8 protein-coding genes are annotated in these 14,176 nt (G+C 74.0%); 4 read left to right on the top strand and 4 right to left on the bottom strand.

Features of this window, described 5'->3' with window-relative positions; genetic code table 11:
• Positions 1 to 12: 12 nt before the first annotated feature.
• Positions 13 to 969: a polysaccharide pyruvyl transferase family protein gene (locus H0H10_RS23820; RefSeq protein ID WP_309141879.1), complete on the bottom strand. Its 957-nt coding sequence runs from the start codon at positions 967 to 969 to the stop codon at positions 13 to 15.
• Between the two features lie 167 nt (positions 970 to 1,136).
• Between H0H10_RS23820 and H0H10_RS23815 the strand changes: the two genes are divergently transcribed.
• A complete protein-coding gene (locus H0H10_RS23815; protein WP_188183128.1) occupies positions 1,137 to 2,246 on the top strand; it encodes a winged helix DNA-binding domain-containing protein in 1,110 nt (369 codons plus the stop codon).
• A gap of 293 nt (positions 2,247 to 2,539) precedes the next feature.
• Here H0H10_RS23815 and H0H10_RS23810 read toward each other — a convergent pair whose 3' ends face one another.
• Entirely contained in the window at positions 2,540 to 5,362 is a 2,823-nt protein-coding gene (locus tag H0H10_RS23810; RefSeq protein ID WP_188183127.1) for a helix-turn-helix transcriptional regulator, read from the bottom strand.
• 90 nt (positions 5,363 to 5,452) lie between these two features.
• Entirely contained in the window at positions 5,453 to 6,295 is an 843-nt protein-coding gene (locus H0H10_RS23805) for a helix-turn-helix transcriptional regulator (RefSeq protein WP_188183126.1), read from the bottom strand.
• Positions 6,296 to 6,417: 122 nt separating this feature from the next.
• On the opposite strand from H0H10_RS23805, the gene H0H10_RS23800 reads away from it, so the two are divergent.
• Positions 6,418 to 8,088, top strand: a complete 1,671-nt coding sequence (locus tag H0H10_RS23800) for an AMP-binding protein (RefSeq protein WP_188183125.1) — start codon at positions 6,418 to 6,420, stop codon at positions 8,086 to 8,088.
• Complete coding sequence (locus tag H0H10_RS23795) at positions 8,085 to 9,677, top strand: AMP-binding protein (RefSeq protein ID WP_188183124.1); 1,593 nt, start codon at positions 8,085 to 8,087, stop codon at positions 9,675 to 9,677. Before H0H10_RS23800 ends, H0H10_RS23795 begins: the two co-directional genes overlap by 4 nt.
• Before the next feature lie 138 nt (positions 9,678 to 9,815).
• Here H0H10_RS23795 and H0H10_RS23790 read toward each other — a convergent pair whose 3' ends face one another.
• Positions 9,816 to 13,181 carry an ALF repeat-containing protein gene (locus tag H0H10_RS23790; protein ID WP_188183123.1) on the bottom strand — a complete coding sequence of 1,122 codons (3,366 nt, stop codon included), beginning with the start codon at positions 13,179 to 13,181 and terminating at the stop codon, positions 9,816 to 9,818.
• Between the two features lie 442 nt (positions 13,182 to 13,623).
• On the opposite strand from H0H10_RS23790, the gene H0H10_RS23785 reads away from it, so the two are divergent.
• Positions 13,624 to 14,166 carry a hypothetical protein gene (locus H0H10_RS23785; protein WP_223180316.1) on the top strand — a complete coding sequence of 181 codons (543 nt, stop codon included), beginning with the start codon at positions 13,624 to 13,626 and terminating at the stop codon, positions 14,164 to 14,166.
• Positions 14,167 to 14,176: the final 10 nt, after the last annotated feature.

Genomic DNA, 14,176 nt, shown 5'->3' with positions numbered 1-14,176 from the left:
CGTGCCCCTGCGTCACCGGCCACGACGGGGAACGGGGTGGCCGCCGTCCGGGCCCTGGACGGCTGGTCGCAGCCCCAGGGCCGCGACCAGCTCGTCCGCGCCGTCCGGGGCCGCGTCCGCGGCCCGGAAGCCGGTGCCGATCCGTCGCGCCGCGTTCCGTCCGCCGGTCAGGCACCACTGCCACCAGTGGTCCAGCAGCCCCGGCTCCAGCCGCTCGGCGGACACCAGCGCGGGCCAGCCGCAGGCGCGGGCCTGCGCCGTCACCTTCGCGCCGCCCGCGACCGGGTCCACCGCCAGCGCCGGAGTGCCGGCCCGCAGCGCCAGCACCATCCCGTGCAGCCGGTCGGTGACGACCAGGTCCAGCCGGCCCAGCACGGCCTCCAGCTGGGCCGGCGTGGCGCACAGCCGCCAGTCGTGCGCGTCGAGCCGGGTCTCCAGCTCCAGCCGTGCACAGTCCTTGCCGGCCAGCCAGCGCGTCACGGCCGCCGCGACCTCCTCGTGCCGCCGCTGCCGCCCGTACTCGTGCTGACCGTGCGTGAGCACCACCCCGACGACGGGACGGGCGGGCAGCCCGGGAGCCCGGGCGGCGAGGTCCGGCGTCGGCTCCCGGCCGGCGGCGTCCCGGGCGAGCACCCGGTCGAAGCCGGTGACGGCCGGGGACCCGGGGTCGACGACGGAGACGCCGACCGCGATCCGCGCGCAGTGCGCGAACCGCCGGTGCAACGCCTCGACCTGCGGCCCGTGCGCCGGGCCGCACACGAAGACCAGGTGGGAGTACGCGGCCGGGTCCACGTCCTCCAAGTGCAGCGCGTCCGCCCGGAACCCGGGACTCCACACGACGTCGTGGGCCAGCCCCGCGCCCCGCAGCACCTCCTCCACCCGCCGCAGCGCCAGCACGTCCCCGGCGGTCGCCTCCCCGTCCAGGAAGCTGAACCACCCGGTCACCAGAATCCGCTGTCGTCCGTGCACAGGACAGGTGGGTTCCCCGCCGGACAGGCGGCAATCACCGGGGAGGGGGAGGGGCCGCCTCCCTGTCGCCGCACCCGCCCCATGCCGCCATCGCGGACAGAACGCCATCGCGGACGGAACGCCATCGCGGACAGAACCTGTCCGCGACCGGCGCTACCGTGCACCGCATGACGCCCAAGGCCCACACCACGGCGCCCGTGCTCGGCACCCGCGCCCTCAACCGCGCCACCCTGGCCCGCCAGTTGCTGCTGCGCCGCTCCCCGCTGACGGCCGAGGCCGCCGTCGAGCACCTCGTCGGGCTCCAGGCCCAGAACGTCGAACCGCCGTACTACGCCCTCGCCGCCCGCCTCGACGGCTTCACGCCCGACGCCCTGGCGGAGCCGATGGCCGCCCGTCGCGTCGTCCGCATCGTCACCCTGCGCTCGACCATCCACACCCACACCGCCGACGACTGCCTCACCCTGCGCCCCCTGGTGCAGCCGGCCCGCGACCGGGAACTGACGTACTTCCGCAAGGGACTCCAGGGCGTCGACCTGGACCGGCTCGCCGCCCGCGCACGCGAGCTGGTCGAGGAGGAGCCGCGCACCATGAAGCAGCTGCGCGAGGCCCTGACCGCCGACTGGCCCGACGCCGATCCGCGCGCCCTGTCCGTCGCGGCCCGCTGCCGGCTCCCGCTCGTGCAGGTCACCCCGCGCGGACTGTGGGGCAGGAGCGGACAGGTCACGCTCACCACCGCCGAGCACTGGCTCGGCCGCCCCGCCGAGCCGGCCGCGGCCCCCGAGGCGGCCGTGCTGCGCTACCTCGCCGCCTTCGGCCCGGCATCCGTGAGGGACATGCAGACCTGGGCGGGCCTGACCCGCCTGCGGGAGACCTTCGAACACCTCCGCCCCCGGCTCGTCACCTTCCGGGACCCGAACGGCGTGGAGCTGTTCGACCTCCCCGACGCGCCGCGCCCCGACCCGGACACCCCGGCCGCGCCGCGCTTCCTGCCGGAGTTCGACAACCTGGTCCTCTCGCACGTCGACCGCACCCGCGTCGTCCCGGCCGAGTACCGGGGCCGCACCGCGCAGGGGAACCAGTCGTACCGCACCCTGCTGGTCGACGGTTTCGTGGCCGGGGTGTGGGCACTGCGCGACGACGCACTGGTCGTGGAGCCCTTCGGCCCGCTCACCGGCGCGCAGCGGGAGGAGGTGGGCGCCGAGGGGGAGCGGATGCTGAGGGCGCTGCATCCGGGAGCCGCGTACGACATCCGTTTCGGGGCCGTACTGCGCCGGTGACCGCCGGACGGGCAGGGGCGCGGGGACGCAGCACATGGAAAGGGGGCGCTGCGGGCCGCTCGTGGTGGCTCGCAACGCCCCCCGGCACTGCACCTGAGGGATGCTCAGGAGTTCGGTGGGGCCCGGGAAACAGGAGGTCACGCGGTGGGGGGTGGAGCACGGGGGTCTCGGGACAGACCCCCGTGTGCCCGGGCGAGCGGCACGCCCTCACGCTAGGACCCGGAAGCCGTCCCTCCCAATGAGGGAACCCCCTACCGGAACCGGGCAGGGAAAACCCTCGGTCCCACCGCCGCCTACGGGGCCCGCCCCGCCGCCAGGCGGACGATGTCCACCCGGGAGCGGATCCCCAGCTTGCGGTAGACCCGGGTCAGCGTCGCCTCGACCGTCTTGACGCTGACGAACAGGCGCGCGGCGATCTCCCGGTTGGTCGCGCCCTCCATGACCAGCGCGGCGACCTGACGCTCCATCGAGGCGAGGCCCGCCAGACCGTCCGGCGTGCCCGCCCGCTCCGGGGCCGGACCGGCGGCCCGCGCCGCGACGGCCGCGTCCACCTGCCGCAGCCAGGGCAGCGCCCGGCAGCGCCGGAACAGCCGCGCCGCATCGTCGTACGACGCCGGCCCCGGCCGGCCCGCGCGCAGCTCCGCCAGTGCGAAGGCGGCCCGCGCCTCCTCCAGGCCGTACCCCAGCCCGGCCAGCCGGTCCCGCACCGACGTCAGCCGGGCGACGGCCGCCCGGTGTTCGCCGCGCGCCGCCCGCACCCGGGCCTCGGCCCGGTCCAGCACCGCCAGCACGCTCTCGCGGCCCAGCCGCAGCGCGTGCGCGCGCGTGGTGTCGATGACGTCCTGTGCCTCGGCCGGCTCCCCGATCCGCACCAGCGCCTCGGCGAGGTCGCCCTGCCACCGCCCCCGCGCCGGGTCGGTGATGCCCGCGCCGGCCTCCAGCTCCCGCACCCGGCGCAGCGCCCGCACGGCCTCCCGCCAGTCGCCGGCCACCAGATGGGCGTGGCCGAGCGCGGCCAGGGCGCGCGAGAGGTACACGGCGTCGCCGTCCTCCTCCGCCCGCCGCACCGCCTCCCGGGCCAGGTCGAGCGCCCGCTCCACATCACCGCCGGCGGCCTCGGCCAGCGCGGCCTGCATCGCGCCCGCGCCCTCCCCGATGCCCGCGTCCCGCGCCAGGGTCAGACTCTGCCGGGCCAGGTCCAGGGCCCGGCCGCAGTGCCCCGAGTGCAGTTCGGTCTCGGCGAGGAAGCGCAGGTAGTGGACCTCGCTCTCGGCCATGCCGCGCCGGCGCACCTCGCGCAGCAGCGCCGTGACGGTGGTACGGGCCTCGGCCAGCCGGTCGCTCATGACCAGCCAGCGGAACCGGGCCGAACCGGCCCCGTTGTGATGGCAGGCCACCCGTGGGTCCTGCGGCTCCTTCAGCGCCCGCTGGATGGTCGCCGGAGCGTCCGGATGCCCCATCAGGGTCTCGGCCTGCGCCTGGAAGGCGAGGGCGAGCAGTTCGGTGCGCCGGTCCCCGGCCCGCGCCGCGAGGCCGGCCGCGTGCGCCGCCTCCTCCCGGCCCTGCGCGAAGTCGCCCTGCACCACCAGTCCGCGCCAGGCCAGCTGGTAGTGGACCAGCGCGAGCAGCCGGGGATCGTCGCCCGCGTCGGCCAGCGCCTGCGGGAAGACGGCGTCGACCTCGCCGATGGCCTGCCCGGCGGCCTCGATCACCACCATCCAGGCCCGTACCCGCTCACCGGGCGCGGTGGCCCGGGCCAGTACCTCACGGGCGATGTCCCGGGCCAGGTCCACCTCGCCCGCGGTGATCGCGTCCTCGGCGGCCTGGAGCCGGTGCTCACCCGGCCCCGGCTCGCTGCCGGCCGGGGTGTGCCGGGCCGCGAGCAGCCCGAGCGAGGCGGCCACCGACGGCGCCCCGCGGTCCCGGGCCAGTGCCGCCGCCTCCGCCAGCCGGGCCGCGACCTCCGGGTCGGTGCCGGTGGTGGCCAGCGCCAGGTGCCGGGCCCGTTCGATCGGGTCGGACGCCGCCCTGGACAGCGCGGCGTGCGCGGCCCGCCGCTCCGCCGCCGGCGCCTCGGCGTACAGCGCGGCCGAGATCAGCGGATGGGCGAACCGTACGGCGGGCCCCTCCGGGTCCGGCGCCAGCAGGCCGAGTTCGGCCGCCCGGGCGGTCTCGGCCTCGGCGTTCTCCCGGCCGGCCGCGTGCAGCAGGGCGGGCGTGGGACGGGCACCGGCGCTGGCCACCAGGAGGGTGCGCCGGGCCTCCTCCGACAGCATCTCCAGGCGGCTGAGCACCAGGGCCCGCAGCGAGGTCGGCACCGGCAGCGGCTCGCCCGGCCGGGGCGGGGTGGGGCTCTCGGCCAGCGCCCGGCCCAGCTCCAGGGCGAACAGCGGGTTGCCGCCGCTGGTGCGGTGGATCTCGCGGACCGTGGAGCGGGGCAGGCCGGTGTAGCCGCGGTGGTCGAGCAGCGCGGACACCTGAACGCGGGTCAGCGGGCCCAGCCGGACCGCACGGGTGTCCGGCGGGGCGGCGCGCAGATGGCGGCCGTACTCCGAACCCTCCGTCTCCGGCCCCTCGGTCCGCACCGCGCACAGCATCCGCACCGGCGTGTCGCCCAGGCGGCGGGCGGCGAAGCCGAGGAGTTCGGCGCTGGCCGGATCCAGCCACTGCAGGTCGTCGGCGACGACGAGCACGGGCCCGGCCGCCGCGAGCGCGCGCAGCGCGGACAGCACGGCCAGCCGCAGCGCGAGCCCGTCGCGCTGGAGCGTTGACTCGCCGCGGCCGGTGAGGGCCGACTCCAGCGCGGTGCGCTGGGCGTCGGGGAGCGCGCCGGACACCTCGTCGAGGACCAGCCCGAGCAGGTCGGCGAGGGCGAGGAAGGGAAGGTGGGACTCGGACTCCGTGGCCGAGCAGCGCAACACGGTGCGTGCCGTGCGGGCGTATTCGCCGGCCAGCGTCCGCAGGACGGTCGACTTGCCGATCCCGGCGGGCCCGTGCAGCAGCACGCTGCCCCCTCGGGACAGCTGCTCACGCGCCGCCGCGAACGACTCCTCCCGGCCGATGACCAGATCGGAGCGGCCGCCGGAAGGTTCCCCGAAGCCCCGTCGCACGGTCACCGCTCCCCCTCCTGTGTCGTGTCCCGGCCAATGGTAGGCAACGCCCCGTTGAATGACGGACGGACGAGGAGGTGACGGCAACAACAGCGGCTACGGCAGCCACCCCGCCCGCCGTGCCGCGACGACGGCCTCGCCGCGGGTGCGCGCACCGAGCTTGCGCATGGCCGACCGCAGATACCCCTTGACCGTCTCCGGCCGCACCCCCAGCCGCTCGGCGGCCACCGTGTTCGTCGCGCCCTCGGCGACACACGCCAGGACGTCCACCTCGCGGGGAGCCAGACCGACCCCCGGCACGGGCCGGTTCCCCGTCCCCGTGGCCAGCAGGCCGCACGCGCGCAGCAACTCCTCCCGCAGCGCGGGATCCGCGATCCTCGGCGCCAGCGCCCGCAGCGCCGCGTGCGCCTCCCGCACCTGCTCCCACGCGGCCGTGGCCGCCGGATCCCGCACCGGCTCCGGCCGTGCCGCGGCGAGCAGCTCCCGCGCCTCCTCCCGCAGCAGCAGCGCCTGTTCCACGTCCCGCGCCGCCTCCACGGCGACGCTCAGCGTGCGGTCGCCCAGCGGCTGGGCCGCGCGCAGGGCGCCGTACAGCACACCGCGCACACGGCGCCGTACGACGACCGGCACCGCCACCACCGAGCGCAGGCCCTCGGCGGCGACGGGGGCGTCGTACTCGTGGCTGATCTGCCGCGATGAGGAGTAGTCCGTCACGGCGCACGGCCGGCCGAGGGCCACCGCCTTGCCGCCGAGCCCGTTCCCGGAGGTGACCGCGAGCGCGCTGAGCGCGGCCGTGGCGGTGCCGCTCAGCTCACTGATGCGCACCTGCCGCCGCCCCGGCTCCACGAACCCGCCGAAGGCGACCGGCAGTCCGGTCGCGCGCCGCAGCCGTACCAGCGCGCTGCGGACCTCCACCGCACCGGCCGCGTCCACTGCCACCCGCTCGCTCCTTCGCGGCCGTTCCGTCACGCACACCCCCGTTCGGGGGTAGTGAGACCTGCATCACGGATTACACGATGGCAGAGAGCCGCCCGGCAATGGTCCGGCACGAAGGAGGACAGATGACGACGGCGACGGAGCTGTTCCGCGGGGCGCGGGACTTCCTGCTGGAGCACCGCGAGGACTACACCGCGGCCTACGAGGGTTTCGCCTGGCCACGCCCCGAGCACTTCAACTGGGCGCTGGACTGGTTCGACGTCATCGCCGACGGCAACGAGCGCACCGCGCTGCACCTCGTCGAGGAGGACGGCTCCGAGGTACGGGTGTCCTTCGCCGAGATGTCCGCCCGTTCGAACCGGGTCGCGAACCGGCTGCGGGAGCTGGGCGTGGCGCCGGAGGACCGGATCCTGGTCATGCTGGGCAACCAGGCCGAGCTGTGGGAGACGGCGCTCGCCGCGATGAAGCTGCGCGCCGTCGTCATCCCCGCCACCCCGCTGCTCGGCCCCGCCGACCTGCGCGACCGCGTCGACCGCGGCCGGGTGCGGCACGTGATCGTCCGCGCCGGGGACACCGGCAAGTTCGCCGACGTGCCCGGCGACTACACGCGGATCGCGGTCGGCGGCGCGGCGGCCGGCTGGCTGCCGTACGAGGACGCCCGCACGGCCTCCGGCACCTTCACCCCCGACGGCCCGACCGGCGCCGACGACCCGCTGATGCTGTACTTCACCTCCGGTACGACGGCCCGCCCCAAACTGGTCGAGCACACCCACACCTCTTACCCGGTCGGGCACCTGGCGACCATGTACTGGATCGGCCTCAAGCCCGGCGACGTGCACCTGAACATCTCCTCGCCGGGCTGGGCCAAGCACGCCTGGTCGAACCTCTTCGCTCCGTGGAACGCGGAGGCGACCGTCTTCCTGCACAACTACACCCGGTTCGACGCAGCCCGGCTGATGGCCGAGATGGACCGGGCGGGCGTGACCACCTTCTGCGCCCCGCCGACGGTGTGGCGGATGCTCATCCAGGCCGACCTGACCCAGCTCGCCACCCCGCCGCGCGAGGTCGTCGCCGCCGGTGAGCCGCTGAACCCCGAGGTGATCGAGCAGGTCCGCCGGGCCTGGGGCGTGACCATCCGGGACGGATTCGGGCAGACGGAGACGGCCGTGCAGGTCTCCAACAGCCCCGGTCAGGTACTGAAGACCGGCTCGATGGGCCGGCCCAGCCCCGGCTACCGCGTCGAACTCCTCGACCCGGTCACCGGCGCACCCGGCGCCGACGAGGGCGAGATCGCCCTGGACCTGTCCGACCGCCCGGTCGGCCTGATGACCGGCTACCACGGCGACGCCGACCGCACGGCCGAGGCGATGGCCGGGGGCTACTACCGCACCGGCGACATCGGCGCACGGGACGAGGACGGATACCTCACCTACATCGGGCGCGCGGACGACGTGTTCAAGGCGTCCGACTACAAGATCTCCCCGTTCGAGCTGGAGAGCGCGCTGCTGGAGCACGAGGCGGTCGCCGAGGCGGCCGTCGTCCCGGCGCCGGACGAGCTGCGCCTGGCCGTCCCCAAGGCGTACGTCGTCCTCGCGGCGGGCTGGGAGCCGGGCCTGGACACGGCGAAGGTGCTGTTCGAGCACTCCCGCGAGGTCCTCGCCCCCTACAAGCGCATCCGTCGCCTGGAGTTCGGCGACCTGCCCAAGACCGTCTCCGGCAAGATCCGCCGCATCGAGCTGCGCGAGGCCACCGCGGCCGGCTCCGACGCCGAGTACCGCGAGGAGGACTTCCGGTGACCGCGCTCTCCTACGCCCACGGCACGAGCGGCACGGCCCTGCTCGGCGACACCCTCGGAGCCAACCTGGACCGTGCCGTGGCCGCCTGGCCGGACCGTGAGGCGCTGGTCGACGTGCCGTCCGGGCGGCGCTGGACGTACGCCGAATTCGGCGCGCAGGTCGAGCGGCTGGCGTCCGCGCTGATCGCCTCCGGGATCGCCAAGGGCGACCGGGTGGGCATCTGGGCCGTCAACTGCCCCGAGTGGGTGTTCGTCCAGTACGCGACCGCCCGCATCGGCGCGATCATGGTCAACATCAACCCGGCCTACCGCACCCACGAGGTCGAGTACGTCCTGAAGCAGTCCGGCGTCCGGCTGCTCGTCGCCTCCCTCAGCCACAAGACCAGCGACTACCGGGCGATGGCGGAGGAAGTCCGGGGCAGGTGCCCCGAGCTGCGGGAGGTCGTGTACATCGGCGACCCGGGCTGGGAGGCGCTGCTCGCCCGGGCGACCCCCGCTCCCCGCCACGAGGAGCTGTCCTGCGACGACCCGATCAACATCCAGTACACGTCGGGCACGACGGGCTTCCCCAAGGGCGCGACCCTCTCCCACCACAACATCCTCAACAACGGCTACTTCGTGGGGGAGCTGATCGCCTACAGCGAGCAGGACCGCATCTGCATCCCCGTGCCCTTCTACCACTGCTTCGGCATGGTCATGGGCAACCTGGCGGCGACCTCGCACGGCGCCTGCATGGTCATCCCGGCACCGTCCTTCGACCCGGCGGCGACCCTGCGCGCGGTCCAGCAGGAGCGCTGCACCTCGCTGTACGGCGTGCCCACGATGTTCATCGCGGAGCTGAACCTCCCGGACTTCGCCACGTACGACCTCTCCTCCCTGCGCACCGGCATCATGGCGGGCTCGCCGTGCCCGGTGGAGGTGATGAAGCGGGTGGTCGCCGAGATGCACATGGAGCAGGTCTCCATCTGCTACGGCATGACCGAGACCTCCCCGGTGTCCCTCCAGACCCGGATGGACGACGACCTGGAACACCGCACCGGCACCGTCGGCCGGGTCCTGCCGCACATCGAGGTGAAGGTCGTCGACCCGGCGACCGGCGTCACCCTGCCCCGGGGCACGGCCGGTGAACTGCGCACCCGCGGCTACAGCGTGATGCTCGGCTACTGGGACGAGCCCGAGAAGACCGCCGAGGCCATCGACCAGGGCCGCTGGATGCACACCGGCGACCTCGCGGTGATGCGCGAGGACGGTTACGTCGAGATCGTCGGCCGCATCAAGGACATGATCATCCGGGGCGGGGAGAACATCTACCCGCGGGAGGTCGAGGAGTTCCTGTACCGCCACCCGAAGATCGCGGACGTCCAGGTCGTCGGCGTGCCGCACGAGCGCTACGGCGAGGAGGTGCTGGCCTGCGTGATCCCGCGCGACGGGGCCGACCCGCTCACCCTTGAGGAACTGCGGGCGTACTGCGACGGACAGCTGGCCCACTACAAGGTGCCCAGCCGCCTCAAGATCCTCGACTCCTTCCCGATGACCGTCTCCGGGAAGGTGCGCAAGATCGAACTGAGAGAGCGCTACGCGGCGCGGTGAGGACGGAGAGGGCTCACCGGATCAGTTCACGCGGGTCCGCTTCGGCGCGGCTGCCGGACGTCGGCATGGGGCCGCCCCGCCGGTCACCGGCGGGGCGGCGGGGCCGTCACCCGTCGCGGGGCGGGCGGACGGAGCCGGTCAGAAGAGCGACGACAGTCCGCCGGTGATCGAGGACACCAGCTCCTTGCCCTCCTCGGCGACCTTGTTGACCACGGGGGCCACCTTCTTGATGCCGGTGGTGACGAGCTTGCCCCGGCCGAAGGTGGCCAGGTTCAGGGCCGTGCCGCCGAGCGCCCCGACGAACTCACCGCTGGTGAAGCCGTGTTCGAGGCCGGTGAACAGAGCTCCCAGCGCACCGGCGCCCAGCGACACCATGCCGAAGAAGGCCGCTCCCGCCGCCAGCGGGGGGAAGGCGAGGCTGGCCAGACCGAGACCGGCGGAGAGGAAGCCCGAGGCGATGCTGACCTTGTTGGCGGCGTCGGCCCACCAACTGGCGTCCGACCACCAGTCCTCTCCCTCGGAGCCGGTGCCGGTGCCGTTGGGGTGGACCTCGTCGTTCTGCTCGGTGTTGGCCGGGTCCCTCTGCTCCTCCCGCTGCCGCTGCGCCTCCTCGGCCGCCTCGCGGGCCTTCTGCGCGATCTCGGCCTCGCGCTTCTGCACGGCGATGCGGCGCGCCTCGGTGGCCGCCGCGGCCGCCGTCGCGCTGTCCTTGCCGGCCTGCAGCGCGGACTGGCGCGCGGAGGCGGCGGACGCCTGGGCGCTGTAGGAGGACTGCAGCGCCGAACGGGCGGCGTCCACGGCCTTGTTCGCGGAGTAGTTCGCCGACCGGGCCGCCCCGCGCGCGGTCGCCGCAGCCGTCTTCGCCTGGTTCGCCGAGGCCTGGGCGCTCGCCGCGGACCGGTCGGCGGCGTCGGCGTTGTCCCTCGCCTGCTGGGCGTAGGAGTCCGCCTTGCTCGCCGCGTCGATCGCCTTGTCGGCCCACTCCTTGGCGGCGTCGGCGGCGTTGCGGGCCTCCGCCGCCGCCTTGGAGGCCAGTGCCGCGTCCTTCTGCGCCTGGTAGGCGATCTTGGCCGCGGCCGCGATCGCCCCGCGGACCGCCGCGATGTGGGTGGCGGAGTCGTGGTCGAGCTGCGCCGCCGTGTACTGCACGGACTGGACGAAGTTCCTGCGCATCCAGGTGGGCCCCTCCAGGGCCACCTCGCCGTACGCCTTGACGTACTCGCCGCCGCTCGCCACCGAGCTCGCGGTCTCCACCGCGTCGTCCTCCCGGATCGCCGCGGGGTAGGTGCGGTTGAAGAAGTCCTGGAACGCCTCGGGGGTGTTCTTGTCCAGCGCGTCGTTGGCGGCCTGGAGGACGGCCCTGCCGGGCTTGTCGTTGATGATGCGGGCGATCTGCACCTTGTTGTCGTCCTGCGACGCCCGGATCATGCCCGACGTGAGGAAGTCGCCCACCGCCGTCGAGCTGGTGCTGGCCAGGGCGGCGTGCGCCGCCTGCGCGATGGCGGGGCTGGATATCTGGGCGATGTAGAGGACGGTCTCCCGGTCGTCCTGGTTCTGGGCGATCTGCCGGTCGAGGTCGATCCAGGAGAGCACGTCGTCGTCGCTGCCCGCCAGCGCGTACTGGGCGGCCTGCCGCGTCCACGCGCCCTTCGCCCGGAGCAGGCCGGTGGCGGCCTTGCGGCCCAGGGTGGCGGCGAGCGTCAGGTCACCGGTCTCCCACAGGGCCTTCTCGGCCTGGGCGATCAGCTCCTTGAGGGCCTGCTCGACCTGGGCCTCCTGGGTGCGCTTGCCCTCGTACTCGGCCTGCTCCTCGGCCTCGATCTGGGCCAGCAGCCGGGCTTCCTCCAGGCCCTGCAGCTTGTCCTGCTCCAGGCGGGCCAGCTCCGCGTCCCGCGCCGCCTGCTCCACGGCCATGGCGTCCTGCACGGCCTTGGTGGCGGTGTCGGCGGCCTTCACGGCCTCGGCGGCGTGCGCGGTGGACTTGTTCGCGTAGTCGACGGCCTGACCGGCGTACTTCACCGCCTCGTCGGCGGCGTCGGCGGCCTTCTCGGCATGGTCGGCCGCGGAGTTGGCGGCGTCCCGGGCCGTGCGCGCCGCGGAGGCGGCCGTGTTGGCGAGGGCCTGGGCGGTGGAGGCGGCGTTGGTGGCGCGGTTGGCGGCCGACGTCGCGATGGCCGCCTGGCGCTTGGCCTCGTTGGCCTCGGACTGGGCCGCCCCCGCGGCCACCGCGGCCTGCGCGGAGGCGTTGGCGGCCGCCGCGGCGTTGCGGGCGGCGGAGGCGGCCGAGGAACCGGCGTTGGCGGCCGCCGCGGAGGCGGCCGCGGCGTAGTCGGCGGCCTTGGCCGCGGACCGCGCCTTCGCGGCCGAGTTGCGGGCGGCGACGGCCGCGTCCTTGGCCGCCGCGGTCTTGGAGGCGTCCTTGGAGGCGGCGATGGCGGCGTTGTAGGCGCGGGAGGCGGCGTTGCCGGCCGTCGCGGCGGCCTGGGAGGCGGCCGTGGCCGCCCAGGAGGCCCGGCGGGACGCGAGCACGGCGGCGTTGGAGGCGCTGATGGCGTTGCGGGCGGCGTTGGCCGCGCCCTTGGCGGCGCTGGAGGCCTTGCGGGCCGCCGCGGCGGACTTCTGCACGTCGTCCTTGGCGGCCGCGGCCTCCGCGGCGGCCTTCTCGGCCGCTTCCTTGGCCTTCGCGGCGGCGGCCTGAGCGCGCTCGGAGGCCTCCACGGCCGCGTCGGTCTCGGCCTGGGCGCGCTTGCCCTCCCGCTCGACGACCGCCACGAGTTCCGCGATGGTCGCCGACTCCTGGTCCCGGGCCCGGGCGATGTGCTGACCGGTGTCGAGGAACCACTGGATGTCGGAGGCGGTGCCGCTCAGGGCGCGGTCGGCGTACTTGCGCACCTCGGGCCCGGCCCCGACCAGCATCGAGGAGACCTGGACCCGCGCGTCCTCCAGGGCGGCGTCGTACTGGCCGTCGACGAGGAAGTCCTCCAGCGCCTGCTGGGTGCCGGCGTCCAGCGCGGCGGAGGCCTCCCGCTGGACGGCCTTGTTGCCGGTGGACGACACGATGGCGGTCGCCACGCTCAGGTCCTCGAACAGGGCGGGCTTGTACCCGTCCGCGAGGAAGGCGGCGATGGCGTCGTCGCCGTAGTCGAGAGCGGCGACCGCTTCCCGGCGCGTGCCCTTGCCGGCCCGGACGAGGTGCCTGGCGACGGCGACGCGGTTGTCCTCCGCCGTGACCTTCGGAAGAGTCTCGGCGAGGAACGTCCGGACCTCGGCGTCGGTGCCGTAGAGGGCGTAGGCCGCCGCGGCCTTGGTGGCCCGGCCACCCGTCATCCAGGCCTTGACCACCTTCGCCCGGTCGGTGTCCGGCAGGGACAGCGCGTCGGGCACCGTGTCCTCCGCGGTGGCGGCGCGGGCCGGGGACGCGAGCGACAGGGGAGTGGCGGTCGCTGCGGTCACGGCGGCGACCGCGCCGAGAAGTCGTCTGCGACTCCAGAACATCGTCTGCATGGAAATGTCGTCCTCGTCGTCTGTGTTGACGGACAGCGGAACTGCGCAACGAACGTGCACCATTTCAACGCGCAATCAAGCGGAAAAGCAATTGGCGGACATATGAAGTGAGTGACAGTCAGTTCTGGTGCGCGACAGGCCAGTTGATCTGCACGGAATCTCCACATCTGGTCGCACAACCTTTCCAAACCGTGGTGAAGATCACTGAATGATCTTCAACTTCCGTCCGATTTGGGTTGCTTGTAGTGATGGACAATGACCAGTGAGTGGGGGTGACATGGACGCGCTCAGTGGGCCGCGCCGACGGGGAAATGAATTTCCCGAATGAGTGCGGAAACCGCCGAGGTCTTTGTGGAACGGCTGTGTCGCCGACGAAATTGGGGGACGTCTCATCAATTCGCGGGCACTCATCCGGCCACACGTGGATCGATGAAGGAACGGGATGAAGGCACACGTCGTCGCTGCGGCGAAGCTGCAGCAGAAGAAGAGACTCATCGCGCGCACCGTGGGCGCGGCGGCTGCCGCCGGCGCCCTGGCGTGGGTCGCCCTGGCGGCCGGTCACCAGGGCGCCGGCGACGGCCCCGCGGTGGCCGTGGCCGACGAGGCACCCGGTTACGCCGTCGAGGACTTCAACTACCCGCAGGCGGACAAGATCCTCCAGGAGCGGGGCATCGTCCTCAAGCGCGGTGACGGTCACATCACCCTGGCCGACTGCGCCGGCGGCACCGGTCTGCTCCAGATCATGGCCAGGCGCCAGGAGGACCCGATCTGCTTCAAGACGGTCGGCGACTCGGGCTGGCTGACGCTGGAGATCCCGGCCGTCTACGTCATCAGGGGCAACGACTACAACACCCAGGTGGACATGACCGTCGGCGAGGAGGAGAAGTCCTTCGACATCGACAAGAACACCTGGACCGCGGTGGGCGAGAGCGCGGACGAGCAGGGCCGCGAGCACCTGCTGGTGGAGATCAGGACCTCCAAGTAACCCTCCGTCG

Origin of the sequence: Streptomyces griseicoloratus (assembly GCF_014534645.1) — a bacterium.
Taxonomy (GTDB): domain Bacteria; phylum Actinomycetota; class Actinomycetes; order Streptomycetales; family Streptomycetaceae; genus Streptomyces; species Streptomyces griseicoloratus.
The sequence above is the reverse complement of the archived record's forward strand: the minus strand, read 5'-3'. Positions and strand labels throughout refer to the sequence as shown.